15 protein-coding genes are annotated in these 16,108 nt (G+C 64.8%); 7 read left to right on the top strand and 8 right to left on the bottom strand.

Annotation, left to right across the window (positions count from 1 at the left end):
- Window positions 1–118 precede the first annotated feature (118 nt).
- The 3 genes from ACDC66_RS02975 to tadA all read right to left on the bottom strand — a co-directional run bounded on the left by ACDC66_RS02975 (window position 119) and on the right by tadA (window position 1,517).
- Entirely contained in the window at window positions 119–448 is a 330-nt protein-coding gene (locus ACDC66_RS02975) for a type II toxin-antitoxin system PemK/MazF family toxin (protein WP_376695196.1), read from the bottom strand.
- Entirely contained in the window at window positions 448–660 is a 213-nt protein-coding gene (locus ACDC66_RS02970) for an antitoxin MazE family protein (protein WP_376695195.1), read from the bottom strand. Before ACDC66_RS02970 ends, ACDC66_RS02975 begins: the two co-directional genes overlap by 1 nt.
- A 401-nt stretch (window positions 661–1,061) precedes the next feature.
- Window positions 1,062–1,517, bottom strand: a complete 456-nt coding sequence (gene tadA / locus ACDC66_RS02965; protein WP_376695194.1) for a tRNA adenosine(34) deaminase TadA — start codon at window positions 1,515–1,517, stop codon at window positions 1,062–1,064.
- A 106-nt stretch (window positions 1,518–1,623) separates the two neighbouring features.
- On the opposite strand from tadA, the gene ACDC66_RS02960 reads away from it, so the two are divergent.
- From ACDC66_RS02960 to ACDC66_RS02950, 3 genes are read left to right on the top strand one after another with little or no spacing between them, the layout of a single operon-like run.
- On the top strand, window positions 1,624–3,042 hold the full coding sequence (locus tag ACDC66_RS02960; RefSeq protein WP_376695193.1) for a GMC oxidoreductase: 1,419 nt from the start codon (window positions 1,624–1,626) through the stop codon (window positions 3,040–3,042).
- A complete protein-coding gene (locus ACDC66_RS02955) occupies window positions 3,042–4,100 on the top strand; it encodes a hypothetical protein (RefSeq protein WP_376695192.1) in 1,059 nt (352 codons plus the stop codon). Before ACDC66_RS02960 ends, ACDC66_RS02955 begins: the two co-directional genes overlap by 1 nt.
- Before the next feature lie 13 nt (window positions 4,101–4,113).
- Window positions 4,114–6,222 (top strand): sulfatase-like hydrolase/transferase, encoded by a 2,109-nt coding sequence (locus ACDC66_RS02950; RefSeq protein ID WP_376695191.1) that lies wholly within the window; start codon window positions 4,114–4,116, stop codon window positions 6,220–6,222.
- On the opposite strand, the gene ACDC66_RS02945 is transcribed toward ACDC66_RS02950, so the two are convergent.
- Window positions 6,219–7,619, bottom strand: a complete 1,401-nt coding sequence (locus ACDC66_RS02945) for a class I SAM-dependent methyltransferase (protein ID WP_376695190.1) — start codon at window positions 7,617–7,619, stop codon at window positions 6,219–6,221. The genes ACDC66_RS02950 and ACDC66_RS02945 overlap by 4 nt on opposite strands.
- Window positions 7,620–7,737: 118 nt before the next feature.
- On the opposite strand from ACDC66_RS02945, the gene ACDC66_RS02940 reads away from it, so the two are divergent.
- The 3 genes from ACDC66_RS02940 to ACDC66_RS02930 all read left to right on the top strand — a co-directional run bounded on the left by ACDC66_RS02940 (window position 7,738) and on the right by ACDC66_RS02930 (window position 10,154).
- Entirely contained in the window at window positions 7,738–8,034 is a 297-nt protein-coding gene (locus tag ACDC66_RS02940; protein WP_376695189.1) for a hypothetical protein, read from the top strand.
- A 59-nt stretch (window positions 8,035–8,093) separates the two neighbouring features.
- Window positions 8,094–9,656 carry a YidC/Oxa1 family membrane protein insertase gene (locus tag ACDC66_RS02935; protein ID WP_376695188.1) on the top strand — a complete coding sequence of 521 codons (1,563 nt, stop codon included), beginning with the start codon at window positions 8,094–8,096 and terminating at the stop codon, window positions 9,654–9,656.
- Window positions 9,657–9,842: 186 nt separating this feature from the next.
- On the top strand, window positions 9,843–10,154 hold the full coding sequence (locus ACDC66_RS02930) for a BON domain-containing protein (protein ID WP_376695187.1): 312 nt from the start codon (window positions 9,843–9,845) through the stop codon (window positions 10,152–10,154).
- A 9-nt stretch (window positions 10,155–10,163) separates the two neighbouring features.
- On the opposite strand, the gene guaA is transcribed toward ACDC66_RS02930, so the two are convergent.
- The 3 genes from guaA to ACDC66_RS02915 form a co-directional block, all read right to left on the bottom strand.
- Entirely contained in the window at window positions 10,164–11,732 is a 1,569-nt protein-coding gene (gene guaA, locus ACDC66_RS02925; RefSeq protein ID WP_376695186.1) for a glutamine-hydrolyzing GMP synthase, read from the bottom strand.
- A 49-nt stretch (window positions 11,733–11,781) separates the two neighbouring features.
- Window positions 11,782–13,239, bottom strand: coding sequence for an IMP dehydrogenase (gene guaB / locus ACDC66_RS02920; RefSeq protein WP_376695185.1), 1,458 nt, complete (start codon window positions 13,237–13,239; stop codon window positions 11,782–11,784).
- 215 nt (window positions 13,240–13,454) lie between these two features.
- Window positions 13,455–13,814: a HesB/IscA family protein gene (locus ACDC66_RS02915; RefSeq protein ID WP_376695184.1), complete on the bottom strand. Its 360-nt coding sequence runs from the start codon at window positions 13,812–13,814 to the stop codon at window positions 13,455–13,457.
- 56 nt (window positions 13,815–13,870) lie between these two features.
- Between ACDC66_RS02915 and asnS the strand changes: the two genes are divergently transcribed.
- A complete protein-coding gene (gene asnS / locus ACDC66_RS02910; protein WP_376695183.1) occupies window positions 13,871–15,271 on the top strand; it encodes an asparagine--tRNA ligase in 1,401 nt (466 codons plus the stop codon).
- Between the two features lie 244 nt (window positions 15,272–15,515).
- Here asnS and ACDC66_RS02905 read toward each other — a convergent pair whose 3' ends face one another.
- A complete protein-coding gene (locus tag ACDC66_RS02905; protein WP_376695501.1) occupies window positions 15,516–15,839 on the bottom strand; it encodes a GIY-YIG nuclease family protein in 324 nt (107 codons plus the stop codon).
- Window positions 15,840–16,108 lie beyond the last annotated feature (269 nt).

Genomic DNA, 16,108 nt, shown 5'->3' with positions numbered 1-16,108 from the left:
AGTGCGAGGTCCCGGCTCGGGGGCCGGGACGACAGTTTGCTGGCGGGTGCGAGGTCCCGGCTCGGAGGCCGGGACGACATTCCTGGTGCCTGGCTCGGGGGCCGGGACGACAAGAATGTCACGCCAGTCCGATCGCCAGGGCAAGCAGGCGGTTGAGTTGGACTATTTCCTGATCGCTGAGGCGCCCGACTGGGTCGCTGATTTTCTCGGTTCTCACGGTGACCAGCCGGTGGGTTTGAACCTGCGAAACTTTGTGCAGGCCATTATCCGGACGGGGTTCGACAGTCAGACGCAGCAAAGGCGCATCGCGGAGGGTGCTGGTCATTAAGGCAACGATGGTGCTTCGCGGATTGGCGTGGTTCAGCACATCGCCCTGAATGATGACTGCCGGCCGAGGTTTGCCATAGTCACCCGGCGCGGCCACGGTGACAATATCGCCGCGCCGCATCAGTCTTCCCAGTCGGCAACCTGTTCGATGAAGTCCAGCGACTCATCATCGTCAGTGCCGGCCTCGACTGCGCGTAGCTGCTTCTCGAGCTTGCGTTCGAAACCGGCCTGCGAGGTATCCGGCACCCAGAGCTGGATCTGGCGCAGGCCACGCGCCTTCAGGCGCTGGCGATAGCGCTTGAACTTGTTGGATTCGATCTGCGTAGCGGCCATGGATGGACCCGATCTAAGGTAGCGATGCTACTCGATAATAGCATGCTTGCTGTCGCCGACGCACTTTGTCGCCCGCATCGGTCTTGGTGTCATCCCGGCCTTGAGCCGGGATCTCGCACGGTGCGGGTGGCAGTGAGCGAGGCCGTGCGATCGGATGAATGCGAGGTCCCGGCTCGGGGGCCGGGACGACAAGCGTCCCCACCCTGTCGCCCCGGAAATCGCGAAGCGATTATCCGGGGCCTCGCACGGGGCGGGTGGCAGTGAGCGAGGCCGTGCTATCGGATGAGTGCGAGGTCCCGGCTCTTCGCTGACGCTCCGGCCGGGACGACATGTTTGGGACCTGGCTCGGAGGCCGGGACGACATTCTTAGTGCCTGGCTCCCGGGCCGGGACCACAATGGGCTACCGCCGGCTGCGGAAGAATTGGCGCAGCATTTCGGCGGAGGCGTCGGCCAGGACGCCGCGGGTGACTTGGCAGCGGTGGTTGAGTTCAGGGCTGGTGAGGACTTCGAAGATGGAATGGTGGGCCCCGGCGCGCAGGTCGTCTGCGGCGTAGACCACGCGCCTGACGCGGGCGTTGACCAGGGCGCCGGCGCACATGCTGCAGGGCTCGAGGGTGACGTAGAGGGTGGTGTCGGGCAGGCGGTAGTTGTTCACTCCGCTTGCGGCCTCGCGCAGGGCGACGACTTCGGCGTGCGCGGTCGGGTCGGCGTCGGTGATGACCCGGTTCCAGCCCTCACCGAGGATTTTTCCTTCGGCGTCCACCAGCACCGCACCGATCGGCACCTCCCCCATCGCCTCGGCACGTTGCGCCAGCTCGAGGGCGTGCTGCATCCATTCACTATCGTTCGGGCTCAATATCAACTCCCGGCCAGATGTTGCTCAAGGGCGCGATTATAGCGGCCGACCCGGCAAACGGCCTCCGGTATACTGGCGCGCTGTTGTGTTTTGAGCCGTTGTCATCATGATCGTCGACGCACGGGAGAACCTGCCTTCCACACTGGAGGCGGATGTCGCCATCGCCGGCGCCGGACCGGCCGGTATCGTGCTGGCGCTGGAACTGGCCGAATCCGGTTACCGCGTGCTGCTGCTCGAAGGCGGCGGCGTCGATTCGCCGGGCGAGGCCGCTTCGATCTACGACAACTCGACTTCCGGCCGGGGCTATCCCCTCACCGGCTCGCGCCTGCGCTGGCTCGGCGGCACCTCCAACCACTGGGGCGGCTGGGTGCGGCCTTTCGACGAGCGCGACTTCAGCGACCAGCCGGCCGGCGAACTGCCCGGCTGGCCGATCGAAGCCGCCACGCTGCAGCCCTGGTATATACGGGCGGCCCGATGGTGCGAGGTCGGCAGCGGGGACTACGACCCGGCCAGCATCCGGCTTGAACAGCGCGCGCGATTGCTCGATCTGAGCGACACCGGCTTTCGCCATCGGATCTTTCGCTTCAGCCCGCCGACCCGTTTCGGGGCGCGGTACCGCGAAGCCCTGGATAACAACGAGAACATCGACTGCCGCGTCAACCTCAACGTCGTCGGCCTAGAGCAGTCCGACGGCACGGTGCGTTCGGCACGGGCGGTCACGCTCGACGGTGAAGGCTGCGACATCCGCGCCCGGCAATTCGTCATCGCCATGGGCGGGGTGGAGAACGCGCGCTTCCTGCTCAACCAGGAATCCGTGCCGGGCAACCAGTCGGACCTGGTCGGGCGCTGCTTCATGGATCATTTCGGCTTCACGCCGGGCAAGATGCTGGCCGACGAGGGCCTGCAGTACGAGCGCGGCCAACTCGCCGGCGACGACCTGATGACCGTCATGGCGCCCGAGCCGGGCACGCCGGGCCCCAACTCCTGCCTGCTGGTCTCGTCGAGCCAGCCCGACGACGTCCTGCCCCCGGCGTTCTGGAACAACCCGACCGCCGGCGACGGCGCGGGCGCGCATTACCGCATCAGCATGATCAATGCGCCGACGCCGCACCCGGAAAGCCGCATCACGCTCACTGACGAGCGCGACGCAATCGGGCTGAAGCGGCCCAACCTGCACTGGCACCTGCCGCGCAGCGATTTCGGCCCCGTCATCGCGCTGTTCGAGCGCTGGATGGAAGCCGTCAGTGCCGGCAACCGGGCGCGCGTGAAGTGGGATCGACGGGATGCGCCTTCTGACGACGAGCATGTCGGTGTCGGCTACCACCACATGGGCACGACCCGCATGTCGGCCCAACCGGAACACGGCGTGGTCAATCCCGACGGACAGGTCTGGGACCGGGACAATCTCTATATCGCCGGCAGCTCGGTCTATCCCGCAGCCGGATTCTCCAACCCGACCCTGACGATCGTGGCGCTGGCTGCCCGCATGGCCGACCACCTGGACCGGAAACTGGGAGGCCGCTGATGCATCGTCGAACCTTGCTGCAACTGGGTGGGCTGTCCTTCGTCGGCCTGCAACTGAGCCTGTTGGCCGGCTGCGAAAAACAGGCCGAGTCGGCACTGGCCACCGCCGTCAATTCCCCGCGCGCCGAGGAGGCCCTGCAAGAACTCGCGGCCAGCCTGGCCGGCATCGAGTTCGTCGGACCGGCCTGCCGGCGGGAGTTTCCGGACGAGGACACGACCCGGATGCTGCTCGAGCGCCTCGACGGCACCGGCGACCGAAGCCTGGAGGAGGCGCTCGGCCAGCGCATCGCCCGCGACCACCGCGACGGCGAACGCGTCGATATCGGCGGCTGGCAGCTGGCCAGCACCGAATGCCTGCTGCTGGCTGTCGCCGCCCGCGCCCAGGGCCTGGGTGAACCGCGGCGAGCCGAAATGCCCGACTTGCGCTTCGAGCCCTTTGCCGAAATCGAGCGCTGGGGGCCAAAGGAAACCATCGAGGGCGAGATTTTCAATCCCATCGGCAACGGCCGCGGCGGATTCTGGGTACGCATCGAAGAGCCGGTGCCCGGCTCCACTCGGCTGATGCTCGACGGCGTCGAACTGGCCACACACTTCGAGCCCGGCGTGGTTACCGCCAGCCTCGAGCCGGACTACATGGACCGGGTCATCGCCGAACCGGGCATGTACGAGCTGCTGATGGTCGACACCGCGCGCAACGTCGCCCAGCGGGTCGGTCACCTGACGGTGCGCCCGATGCCGCCGGCGGCCACCCTCGACAACGGCCGCAAATCCGAGGTGTTCTGCGAGATCGAGCGCTGGGGGCCCGATCACGCCCCGCAGGGCCAGGCCTTCAACGAACAGCCCGACGGCAGCGCGGCCTTCTGGGTCCGAATCGGTTGCGCGCCCGACAGCGCCGAACTGGTGCTCGACGGCAAACCGTTGCCCACGACCGTGCGCAGCGGCATCGTCACCGCGCGCGTGCCGCACTACGCGGACTTGCCGGTCGGCGAGCACGAACTCACCCTGAGGGACCCGGAGTCGGGCGAGGTGTTGACCGTCGGCACGCTCACCATTCTTTAGGATTCCCGAACCGATGAGCCAGCAGCAATACGCAGGCCCGAATCGAAGACTGCCGGCGGTTCTGATCGTATCGGCGGTGCCGGCCCTGTCGTTTTGCCTGTTCGGGCCCTTCACGATTTTCGGCGGCAATCCGGGAGAATTCGAACGGGGCTTTCTGGAGCTCCTGCCCACCCTGCTGCCGCTCGCCGGACTGTTATGGGCGGCGCTGACGCTGGTCGGCCTGCTGCTCCTCAAGGGCGGCGCGCGGGACCGTTACCTGTGGCTCGTGCTCGCCCTCGGCGGCCTGGTCTGGGCGCAGGGCACCTTCCTGATGCACGACTATGGCGCGCTCGACGGCCGCGGGCTGGACTGGCAAGCTACCGGCCGGCTGGCCTGGCTGGACCTCCTGTTGTGGATCGGCGTCCCGCTGGCCGTCCTCGCATTCAGGACGCGACTCAAGACCCTGCTGGTCCCCGCGGCGCTGATGATCATCGCCCTGCAAGTCATCGGCGCCTATGAAACAGCGCGCTCGTTCGAGGATTCGCCCTGGCATTCCCAGCCGCCCGAGGTCGAGCAGCCACCCGAAGCCCTGTTCCAGCACTCGACCGGGCGCAACGTCGTCCATATCGTGCTCGACAACTTCCAGACCGATGTCTTCGCCGAACTGGTCGCCGAAGCGGGGCTCGAGTCGGTCTTCGACGGCTTCGTCCTGTTCACGGAAAATGCCGCGGCGGCGCCCTACACCAACCTGGCGATTCCGTCGATCCTGCTCGGGCGAACCTTCGACGGCAGCATTCCCGACAACGAGTTTCACAAGGAAGCCGCCGAAAGCGGCCTGCCGAGCCGGCTGCACGAGATGGGCTACCGGGTCAATCTGAACCTGATGATGTCCCTGCAGGGCACCCGCCACAGCGCGGCGTATCGCATTCCGGGCACGATCGATCAAACCCGATCCGAACTGGCGGGGGCCGAAGCGCTCGACCTGCTCGACATCATGCTGTTTCGCGCGACACCCCACCTCGCTCGCGGCTGGGTCTACAACGACAATAACTGGCGCATTCGCCGACTAGTCGACCGGGCGGAAACCCTGCCCAAGGCCTTTGTCCATCGCGATTACCTGCGCCGCTATGCCCGGCGCATCCGGGCCGCGGATGCCGACCCGGCCTACCATTTCATCCATGTCTGGCCGCCCCATCCGCCCTACGTGACCCGGGCCGACGGCACACCGGCCGGCGAAGCCCTGCCGAACACGCGCGAGAATTATCGCCACGAGGCGCGGGCGACCCTGCAGGCGGTCACCACCGTCATCGAATCACTCAAGGAGCGCAAGCTCTACGACAACAGCCTGATCGTGCTCCAGAGCGACCACGGCGGCGCCTTCGAGCCGGATTTCACGCCCAAGCGGATGTTCGCCCTGCTGGCGGTCAAGCCGCGCGACAGCCGCGGCGAGATGACGACTTCACGGGCCCAGAGCTCGGTCACCGATGTGGCGGCAACCATCGTCGAACAGGAAGGGCTGGACGTCGACTGGCCGGGCGAGTCGGTCTTTGCCATATCCGAATCCGAGCCGCGCGCACGCCACTACGCGATGTATCACGACGAAGACAACGAGACCCTGCGCACGGTGCGAATCAAGGGGCCGCTGGGGTCGCCGGACAGCTATGAACGCCTCGATCCGCGAGACCTGGCCGTGTATCGCCCCGTCTATCAGTACGGCGAGGTGGCCAACGTGGGCCTGGAGGGGGACGGGACGGGCTATCTCGGCGCCGGCTGGTCGATGCCGTTTCCCAACCTCGTCTGGAACAACGGCCACGAAGCAACGCTGGAAATCCCGACCGAGCCGACCGAGCAGGCGCTGGAGCTGTCGCTTTGGCTGCTGCCGAGCATTCACGGCGACGACTGGCCGCGGCAGCGGATCATCCTGCGGATCGCCGACCAGGAAATCGGGCGTTGGGAACTGACCGAGCGGGAAAGCACGAAACTGACGGCGCGGATTCCCGCCGGGTTGACCGATACCGACGAACTGGTGCTTGGCTTCGAGTTTCCCGACGCGGTTCGCCAACGCGACATCGGCGTCGGCCAGGATCGGCGCCTGCAGGCTGTCGCCCTGGGACGCTTCCGTCTGCGAGAAGCCGGGGACTAGCCGGCGCGACTGCGAAGCAGGTACAGCCAGCGCTCGCTCTGGGCCACCTGCCGGCGTTCGACGATTTCGAAATGCTGCCGCACGGCGTCTTCAAAGCCGTCCTGGTGATAGCGGTCGAAGATATCCTCGCGCGAGCGCAGCAGGCGCTGCACCTGGCTATCGGACTTGGGCACCCACTCGATGATCACCGCACGTGCGATGCGGGCGAGAAATGCGGCGATGCGCCCGAGCGGCACGTTGTTGGAGATGGCCAGGTGATGGATCAGGGCCAGCGCCATCACGCAGTCGACCGGGCCGCGCTGGATCAGGGATTCGCGCTCGCGCTCGTCCCAGCCCAGGCCCGGGCTGGGATTGGACAAATCCATGACCAGCGGCAGCGGGCCGCCGGCCCTTTCCTGCCGCACGCGACGGTAGTTGGCCTCGACCGCCGAGGGATCGATATCGAAGGCCACGGCCGGGATATCCATCGCCGTTGCCAGGCGGGTGAACTCGCCGTTGTTGGCGCCCAGGTCCCATAAAGCAGCCGGCGCAAGCGTCTCGATGAACTCCGTGACAATCGCCCGCTTTTGCCCGAACGCGCTGTCGCTGTAGTTGGTGTCGTTGTAGTAGTCGGCCCACTCGGTGCCGCCGGGATTCCAGTCGAGCTTCGAGATGGTGTTCTTGAGCCCGTCGATCAGGCCGAGCAGGCCGGTGCGGCTGACACGCGCGCCGGCCTTGCGCTCGCCGTCCCCTGCCCCGCGCGTATCGGCATGTCGCGCCTGGAAACGGGCGTGCAGGTGCAGATGCATGGCCAGGCCGGGCCGCAGCCGGGTGGAGCGCGGCAGCAGCTTCGAGGCCAGGTCGAGCGGAATGCCGTCGATGTGCACCCGAAGGAGCTGCCCCAGGCGAATGTCGCGCCGGGCCATGAGCGCCAGCGGGGCGAGAAAGTGCTGGCAGAACTGGCGGTAGGCCTGCCAGGGCCGGCCCTCGTGATAGCGCTCGAACGACAGCGTGTCGATCATCACCTGGCGGCCGCGGTGGAATTGCATGTTGTAGGCCGAGGCATCCTTGAGAACCATGCCGTGCTCGATGGCGGTCTTCTGGATCGCCAGGGTGGCCAGGGCGGCATCCTTGAGATGGCTGAAGCTCCATTCGAAGGGCCAGGACAGAAACGGCAACGGCTCGGGTTCGATGATCCGGTACGCCAGCGCCGGGTCCGCCGCTTCGATGTCGACTTCCTGGTGGGGAATCAGCAGGCCGCGCTCGACCAGGCGATCGTAGAGGCCGGAGCTGATCAGCAGATCGTAATCTTCCTGCGCCGAGCGGTTGACCTGGCGGTACAGTCGCCCGTCGCGGCGGAAAACGAATCCGGACGGATCCCGGAACGAGGCCGGGACCGGGCTGCTGACTTCACTCATGCGCTTCCTCGAATGACAGGGAAATCGTGGGGTCCTTCACGGGAACGACATATTACATTCTTGCTACAATCCGCGCTTCGGTTCCTGAACCTGCAAAGCACAGCCCGGAGTGCCATCGATGCTTCACCGTCGCCCGATGCTCGTTTCCCTTGTTTTTGGTATCACCGGCCTGCTGGCCAGTTCATCGGCGTTCGCCTATATCGATCCCGGCACGGGCAGCGCCGTGCTGCAGGGCATTCTCGCTGCACTGGCCGCCATCGGCCTGACGCTCAAGCTCTACTGGCACCGCTTTCTCAAGCTGATCGGCATTCGCAAGTCGGCCGAACAGGATCAGTCCACCGCATCGCCGGCACCGGAAGAACAGCCGCGGTCGAGCCAGGCCGCATCCCGCGAGAAATCCGGGAACGCTTCCTGAGAGCGGTCCTTCCAGGTTGCCGGTCCCGTGGCCGGCGCGGGAAACCTCATTCCAGCACCATGTTTCGCCGGGTCGTTTCAACCTTTCTTGCCTGTGTGGTGGTCGCCTGCACGCCGCTCGTGGCAGTTGCCGGCGACACGGTCGCGGAAGACGCCCATCAGCGCCTGAGCTTCGTCGACGGCCAGCCCGGCATCGGGCAATGGCTCGTCCGCGCCGGCGAAGACGGCCAGTGGCGTTCACTGCTCAGCCCGCCTGAACAGACACGGGCCTCCACCGGCCAGCTTCGCGTTCACGTTCCCGGCCTCGAGCGCGGAGACTGGCGGGTTGCCGAAACAGAAGACGACACGCTGTCACTGAACGCCACTGCGCAGTCCGGCGGGATTCGGGTGTCTCAGCGAGTCGAGCTGCTCGGAGAACCGCACCGCCTGCAATTGAAAATCACCTTCGAGAACCCCTCCAACCGCCCCTGGCGGGCCGATGGACCGGTCGAGCTGCGGCTCGGGCCGGGACTCGGCGAGACGCCGGCGCGCGGCCTCGGTATCGCCGAGTCGCTCTACTCCTTCGTGCGTCCGATCGCCTGGGACGGTGACGACGTTCACCTGCCCGAAGCGGCGCAGTCGCCGACCCTGGCCGAATCACTGGAATGGACCGGGCTGTACAGCCGATATTTCGCCTTGCTGGTGAAACCGACCGATCCGGCCTCGATTGGCGGGGTGAGCTTCGTCCAGCCGGATTCAGCCGCGGCATCACTGCCGCCGCGCTACCTGCCCGAGGCGTTGATCGATCTGGGCATCGACGAACTCGCGGCGGGGGAACGCGCCGAGCGCGATTTCCTGGTCTTCGCCGGACCGCGATCCCGCCAGGCGGTCAGCGGTGACGGCACCGATTTCAGCCGCGTGCTCTTTCCGGGCCTGTGGGACTGGATGCGGCAGCTGTGCTTTGCCCTGCTCTGGCTGCTCGAGGCCATCTACCTGGTCGTTCCCGACTGGGGGCTGGCGATCATCACCCTGGCCGTGCTGGTGCGTCTGGCGATGTATCCGCTGGCCACCCGGGTGCTCGCCAGCCAGCAGGAATTTGTCGCCGCGCAGCGGCAGATCCAGCCGGAGATCAAGCGCATCAAACAGCAGTATCGTGGCGGCGAACAGAGCGAACGAATCCTTCAACTCTACGAGTCCCATGGCGTCAGCCCGTTGGCCGGGCTGAAACCGCTGTTGATCGTGCTCATCCAGATTCCCGTCTTCATCGCGCTGTTCCATGTCCTGGGTGAGGCCTTCGAACTCAGGGATGCTTCCTTTCTCTGGATTGAGACACTGGCCGAACCGGATCGCCTGTTCGGCCTCGGCGGCAACTGGCCGCTGATCGGCGAGCACTTCAACCTGCTGCCGGTTCTGCTGGCGGCCACCACGCTGGCCACCTTGAAGCTCTCCCCGGCCCCGGCCATGGACGCAAAGGCGCAACATCGCCAGAACATCTTCCTGGTGGCGATGGCCTTCGGCTTCCTGCTGCTGTTCTATCCCTTCCCGTCCGGCATGGTGCTTTACTGGACGGCGGCCAACGCGCTGCACATCCTCCAGAGCCGCTGGGCGATGCGCCGATCAGGTTCGGGCGACCAGGCCGGCTGATTCGGCCTGCCGCTCAACTGATTCAAAACCCAATCCCTGAACTTCCAGGCTGTTCACCGGCGGCGAATTAAAGCGTCCTTCCGCGGCTAGTGTGGCGTTGCCCTTGTGTACGCCGCCGCACAGATCATTTCTCGGCGCCGCCCCAGAATCGAATCCAGTATTCACGATATCTGGAGAAGAAACGCCATGAACAGGATCAATGTAGCCAGCGGATCGCTGCTTGCGATACTGCTTTTGACCATTGTCGGCTGTGCAGGAAGCGAGACTCAGGAAAGCACCGGCGAGTATATCGACGACACCTGGATCACGACCAAGGTGAAGACCGAACTGGTCAAGGATGAAATCGTCAAGTCCCGCGAAGTCAACGTCGAAACGTTCAAGGGTATCGTGCAGCTTAGCGGATTCGTCACGTCGCAAGAGGCCATGGAACGGGCCGTTTACATTGCCAGCAACATCAAGGGCGTGAAATCCGTCAGGAACGATATGAGGATCAAGTAGGGCTTGCCTTCACTCCCACTCGATCGTCGCCGGCGGCTTGCCCGAGATGTCGTAGACCACGCGGGACACGCCGTCGCATTCATTGATGATGCGGCGTGAGACGTGGTCGAGGAAGTCGTGATCGAGGTAGGCCCAGCGGGCGGTCATGAAGTCGATGGTCTCGACCGCGCGTAGCGCGATGACGTACTCGTAGCGGCGCGCGTCACCCACCACGCCGACGGACTTGACCGGCAGGAACACGGCGAAGGCCTGGCTGACCTTGTCGTAGAGCCCGGCCTGCCGCAATTCGGAAATGAAGATGTGGTCGGCCTTCTGCAGCGGCTCGACGTATTCGGGCTTGACCTCGCCGAGGATGCGCACGCCCAGGCCCGGCCCCGGGAAGGGATGGCGCATTACCAATGATTTGGGCAGGCCCAGCTCGACGCCGATCTTGCGGACTTCGTCCTTGAACAGTTCACGCAGCGGCTCGACCAGCTGGAGATTCATGTCCTCGGGCAGTCCGCCGACGTTGTGGTGCGACTTGATCACCTTGGCCTTGCCGGTTTTCGCGCCCGCCGATTCGATCACGTCGGGATAGATCGTGCCCTGCGCGAGCCAGCCGGCTTCCTGGTGGCTCTTGGCGGCGGCGTCGAAAACATTGATGAACTCGCGACCGATGATCTTGCGCTTCTCTTCCGGGTCGGACACGCCGGCGAGCGCATCCATGAACTGATCGCGGGCGTCGACGCGCTCGACGCGAACGCCGAGATGCTCGGCGAAGATCGCCATGACCTCGTCGCCTTCCTGGTAGCGCAGCAGGCCGGTGTCGACGAAGATGCACAGCAACTGATCGCCGATGGCCTGGTGCAGCAGCGCGGCGACCACGGAGGAATCGACGCCGCCCGACAGGCCCAGCAGCACGGTGTCTTCGCCGACCTGTTCGCGCACGCGCTCGATCTGATCGTCGATGATCGCCTCGGTGGTCCAGGTCGCCTCGCAGCCGGCAATCTCGAGCACGAAGCGCTCGAGGATGCGCCGGCCCTGGCTGGTGTGGGTCACTTCGGGGTGGAACTGCAGGCCGTAGAGGCGCTTGTCTTCGTTGGCCATGCCGGCAATCGGGGCGGATGTCGTCGTGCAGGTGGTCACGAAACCTTCCGGCAGGCCGCTGACCTTGTCGCCGTGGCTCATCCAGACCTCGAGCAGGCCCTGGCCGTCGGCCACGCGATCCTCGATGCCGGCGAACAGGCGGCCCGGCTCGCTCAGCGCCACCTCGGCGTAGCCAAACTCCTTTTCATCGGAAGGGCTGACCGCGCCACCAAATTGCGCGGCCATCGCCTGCATGCCGTAGCAGATGCCCAGCACCGGCACGCCCAGTTCAAACACGATTGGCGGAATCCTCGGACTTTCATCGAGGGCAACTGATTCCGGCCCACCCGAGCAGATAATGCCGCTGGCGTTGAACTCACGGATCGCCTCATCGCCAACGTCGAAGGGCATGATCTCGGAATACACCCCGATCTCGCGCACCCGCCGGGCGATGAGCTGGGTGTACTGCGATCCGAAGTCGAGGATCAGGATCCGATGACGATGAATATCCATAAGCCGCTATTTTCCTGAACCCTGAACCCCGAACCCTGAACCCTCAAGCTTATCCAAGCTTGTAATTCGGCGCTTCCTTGGTGATCGACACGTCGTGGGCATGCGACTCGCGCACGCCGTTGGCCGAGATTCTGACGAAGCGCGGCTTGGTCCGCATCTCTTCGATGGTCGCGCAGCCGACATAGCCCATGGCCGAGCGCACGCCGCCCATGAGCTGGTGCACGACACCGCTGATCGGGCCCTTGTAGGGCACGCGACCCTCGATTCCCTCGGGTACGAGCTTGTCGGAGTCGGCCTCGGCCTGGAAGTAGCGATCCTTGGAACCCAGCTCCATGGCGCCGAGCGAACCCATGCCGCGGTAGCTCTTGTAGGAGCGGCCCTGGTAAAGCTCGACTTCGCCGGGCGCTTCTTCGGTGCCGGCCAGGAGGCTGCCGATCATCACGCTCGAGGCGCCGGCGGCCATCGCCTTGGCTACGTCGCCGGAGAAACGGATGCCGCCGTCGGCAATCACCGGCACGTCATGCTTCATCAGCGCTTCGGCGGCCGCGGCGACGGCGCTGACCTGCGGCACGCCGATGCCGGCCACCACGCGCGTGGTGCAGATCGACCCCGGCCCCTGCCCGATCTTGACGGCGTCGGCACCGGCCTCGGCCAGGTCGCGCGCGCCATCCGAGGTCGACACGTTGCCGCCGATGACCTGGACGTCGGGATAGTTCTTCTTGACCCACTTGATGCGATCGAGCACACCCTTGGAGTGACCGTGGGCCGTATCGACCACGACGATATCGATGCCGGCGGCAACCAGCGCCTGGATGCGATCTTCGGTGTCGCCACCCGTGCCGACAGCGGCGCCGACCAGGAGCTGCTCGGCCGAATCCTTGGCGGCATTGGGGAAGTCGCGCGACTTCTGGATGTCCTTGACGGTGATCAGGCCCTTGAGTTCGAAGTTGCCGTTGACCACCAGCACCTTTTCGATGCGGTGCTTGTGCAGCAGTTCGAGCACCTCGTCCTGGTTGGCGCCTTCCTGCACCGTCACCAGTTTGTCCTTGCGCGTCATGATGTTGCGCACCGGATCGTCGAGTTTCTTCTCGAAGCGCATGTCGCGGCTGGTGACGATGCCGACCAGCTCATTGCCGTCGACCACCGGCACGCCGGAGATGTTGTGCCGGCGGGTCAGCTCGATGACCTCGCGGATGGTCGTGTGGGGGTCGACCGTGAACGGGTCCTTGATCACGCCGGCCTCGTACTTCTTGACGACGCGGACATGATCGGCCTGGCGCTCGATGGGCATGTTCTTGTGGATCACGCCGACGCCGCCGGCCTGGGCCATGGCGATGGCCAGCCGCGCCTCGGTGACGGTGTCCATGGCCGCCGAGGCCAGGGGGATGTTGAGCTTCAGGTCGCGCGTGATGCGGGTGGAGAGATCGACATCGTTCGGCAGGACTTCCGTGTAATCCGGAACCAGTGAAACGTCGTCAAAAGTCAGGGCTTCTTCGATCAAACGCATATTGGCGGGCTCCGGCGGGTAAATCCCACCATTTTACACCCTTCGCTCAGTTACACAAAACCTACTGAAACCACGAAAGACACGGAAATCACGGAAATTCTGGAGTTCACAATCCGAGCGACCGGATGCGACAGCACCTCGATATCCGAAATTCTTTCAAAAATTCCGTGCTTTCCGTGCTTTCCGTGGTTCCGCATTCAGGGCGGGAGCCGTTTCTAATTGCCAACAGTAAAACTTTCTCCACAGCCGCATTCACCGGTGACGTTGGGATTGCGGAAGCGGAATTCGCGCACCAGGCCCTCGTTGACGAAATCGACCGTGGTGCCGGCGACCATGGGCATGGCCTTGTCGGAAACGACGACTTTCAGGCCGTCCTGCTCGAATTCGTGGTCGGAGGCCTCGATCTGGTGCGCCAGGCCGACGTCGTAGGCGTAGCCCGAGCAGCCGGTGCGGCGGATGTCGATGCGCAGCCCTACGCCGCCGTCGCGCTCAAGGAACTCGCGCACGCGCTCGACGGCCGATTCAGTGAGAAGAATGCCGGATTCGCTTGCGTTTTCTTGGGTTGCCGTTGCCATGTTGGGTATTATTGCGGCTTGCTCGTCCGGTTTCAATGAAAAGGATTCTCAACACCATGCAGATTGCCAGCATCAAGCAGGTGCTCGGCGGCGAAATCGCCGTCGGTTCCGAAGTCACCGTCCAGGGCTGGGTACGCACCCGGCGCGACTCCAAGGCCGGGTTTTCCTTCATCCACCTCAATGACGGTTCGACGCAAGGCAATCTGCAGCTGGTGGCCGACAAGGCCCTGCCCAATTACGAGGACGAGATCCGCCACCTGACCTCCGGCTGCTCGCTGAGCTGCCGCGGCACCGTGGTCGAATCGAAGGGCCGCGGCCAGTCGGTCGAAATCCAGGCCGGCGAAATCGAAGTCGTCGGCTGGGTCGCCGACCCCGACACCTATCCCGTCCAGCCCAAGAAGCACAGCTTCGAGTTCCTGCGCACCGTCGCCCACCTGCGCCCGCGCACGAATACCTTCGGCGCGGTGACCCGTGTGCGTCATGCCACCATGCAGGCCATTCACGAGTTCTTCGACAGCCAGGGCTACTACTGGATCAATACCCCGATCATCACCTCCTCGGATGCCGAGGGCGCCGGCCAGCTCTTTCGCGTCTCGACCCTGGACCTGATGAACCTGCCGCACACCGACAACGGCAAAGTCGATTTCGGCGAGGACTTCTTCGGCCGCGAGGCGTTCCTGACGGTGTCGGGCCAGCTCAATGTCGAGGCCTATTGCCTGGCGATGAGCAAGGTCTACACCTTCGGCCCGACCTTCCGGGCCGAAAACTCGAACACCGCCCGCCACCTGGCCGAGTTCTGGATGGTCGAGCCGGAAATCGCCTTTGCCGATCTCGACGACCTGGCCGACCTGTCCGAGCAGTTCCTGAAGGCCGTGTTCACCCGCGTGCTCGATCGCTGCGGCGAGGACATGGCCTTCTTCGCCGAGCGCATCGAGCCCGAGGCGGTTACCCGCCTGGAAAAGCTGATCAAGACCGAGTTCGTGCAGATGGACTACGCCGAGGCCATCGAGATTCTCAAGGCCTCCGGCAAGAAGTTCGAGTACCCGGCCGAGTGGGGCCTGGACCTGCAGACCGAGCACGAGCGCTACCTGACCGAGCAGCACTGCAAGGCGCCGGTGGTGGTCAAGAACTACCCCGACGAGATCAAGGCCTTCTACATGCGCCTGAACGATGACGGCAAGACCGCCGCGGCCATGGACGTGCTCGCACCCGGCATCGGCGAGATCATCGGCGGCTCGCAGCGCGAGGAGCGCCTTGACGTACTGGAGCGCCGCATGGCCGAGCATGGCCTGGATGCCCAGACGTACAGCTGGTATGTCGACCTGCGCCGCTACGGCACCGTCCCGCACGCCGGTTTCGGCCTGGGCTTCGAGCGCCTGCTCAACTACATCACCGGCCTGACCAACATCCGCGACGTCATCCCCTACCCCCGCACACCCGGCCACGCGCCGTTCTAGCCCACATCGTGTCGTCCCCGGGACCTCGCACGCCAAGGCCCTGCACGGCCTGGCTCATTGCCCGCCGATGGGTGCGAGGCCCCGGATAATCGCTGCGCGATTTCCGGGGCGACATAGGGGCTGTTAGGTGCAAGGGCCCGGATAGCTCCTTTCGCAGCTTCCGGGACGACAAAACCGCTGTCGTCCCGGCCCGAGCGAAGCGAGGAGCCGGGACCTCGCACGTCAATCCTCTGCACGGCTCCTCTCAGTAAGGCACTGACGAACCAGCCCCATTAGACTCCGCCAACTCCGGAAACAAATCCCGCCAACCGGGATTCTGTTGCTCAATCAACGCCAACTTCCACGCCCGGCGCCAGCGCTTGAGCCGTTTCTCTCGCTCGATCGCCGCGCAGATGTCACCACACACTTCGAAATGAACCAGCCGGCGCAAACGATATTTGCGGGTAAACCCCGAAACTCTACCCTGTCGATGTTCCCACACCCGCCGAATCAGATCGTTCGTCACGCCAATGTAGAGCGTTCCTCGCAATCGATTGGTCAGGATGTAAACGTAGTACTGACGCTCCATTAATGAAGTGTTGCAGTCGACCCATTCTCGGATCGATCGGAAATCAGCGTTCACGGATGTAGGAATTGCACGTGAGGCGTGGAGAACGGCCTTTTCAAAGGCGTGCACTCCGATCGGTGCGAGGCCCCGGATAATCGCTGCGCGATTTCCGGGGCGACAGAAAGGGCGCAATTTCCAGGGCGAAAGGGGGCTGTTTGCGGGGCGACTAGGTTCCTGTCGTCCCGGCCGGAGCGGTAGCGAAGAGCTGGGACCTCGCACGCCAAGGCCCT

This window comes from Wenzhouxiangella psychrophila (assembly GCF_042310375.1).
GTDB lineage: Bacteria > Pseudomonadota > Gammaproteobacteria > Xanthomonadales > Wenzhouxiangellaceae > Wenzhouxiangella.
This window is presented reverse-complemented; position numbering and strand designations above follow the sequence as displayed.

Excerpts from the sequence above, each read along its gene's own strand:
- guaB (WP_376695185.1), bottom strand. The coding sequence starts at position 13,239 with ATGCGTTTGATCGAAGAAGCCCTGACTTTTGACGACGTTTCACTGGTT.
- ACDC66_RS02960 (WP_376695193.1), top strand. The coding sequence starts at position 1,624 with ATGATCGTCGACGCACGGGAGAACCTGCCTTCCACACTGGAGGCGGAT.
- guaA (WP_376695186.1), bottom strand. The coding sequence starts at position 11,732 with ATGGATATTCATCGTCATCGGATCCTGATCCTCGACTTCGGATCGCAG.
- ACDC66_RS02955 (WP_376695192.1), top strand. The coding sequence starts at position 3,042 with ATGCATCGTCGAACCTTGCTGCAACTGGGTGGGCTGTCCTTCGTCGGC.
- ACDC66_RS02915 (WP_376695184.1), bottom strand. The coding sequence starts at position 13,814 with ATGGCAACGGCAACCCAAGAAAACGCAAGCGAATCCGGCATTCTTCTC.
- ACDC66_RS02970 (WP_376695195.1), bottom strand. The coding sequence starts at position 660 with ATGGCCGCTACGCAGATCGAATCCAACAAGTTCAAGCGCTATCGCCAG.
- ACDC66_RS02935 (WP_376695188.1), top strand. The coding sequence starts at position 8,094 with ATGTTTCGCCGGGTCGTTTCAACCTTTCTTGCCTGTGTGGTGGTCGCC.
- ACDC66_RS02975 (WP_376695196.1), bottom strand. The coding sequence starts at position 448 with ATGCGGCGCGGCGATATTGTCACCGTGGCCGCGCCGGGTGACTATGGC.
- ACDC66_RS02930 (WP_376695187.1), top strand. The coding sequence starts at position 9,843 with ATGAACAGGATCAATGTAGCCAGCGGATCGCTGCTTGCGATACTGCTT.
- ACDC66_RS02940 (WP_376695189.1), top strand. The coding sequence starts at position 7,738 with ATGCTTCACCGTCGCCCGATGCTCGTTTCCCTTGTTTTTGGTATCACC.
- ACDC66_RS02945 (WP_376695190.1), bottom strand. The coding sequence starts at position 7,619 with ATGAGTGAAGTCAGCAGCCCGGTCCCGGCCTCGTTCCGGGATCCGTCC.
- asnS (WP_376695183.1), top strand. The coding sequence starts at position 13,871 with ATGCAGATTGCCAGCATCAAGCAGGTGCTCGGCGGCGAAATCGCCGTC.
- ACDC66_RS02905 (WP_376695501.1), bottom strand. The coding sequence starts at position 15,839 with ATGGAGCGTCAGTACTACGTTTACATCCTGACCAATCGATTGCGAGGA.
- ACDC66_RS02950 (WP_376695191.1), top strand. The coding sequence starts at position 4,114 with ATGAGCCAGCAGCAATACGCAGGCCCGAATCGAAGACTGCCGGCGGTT.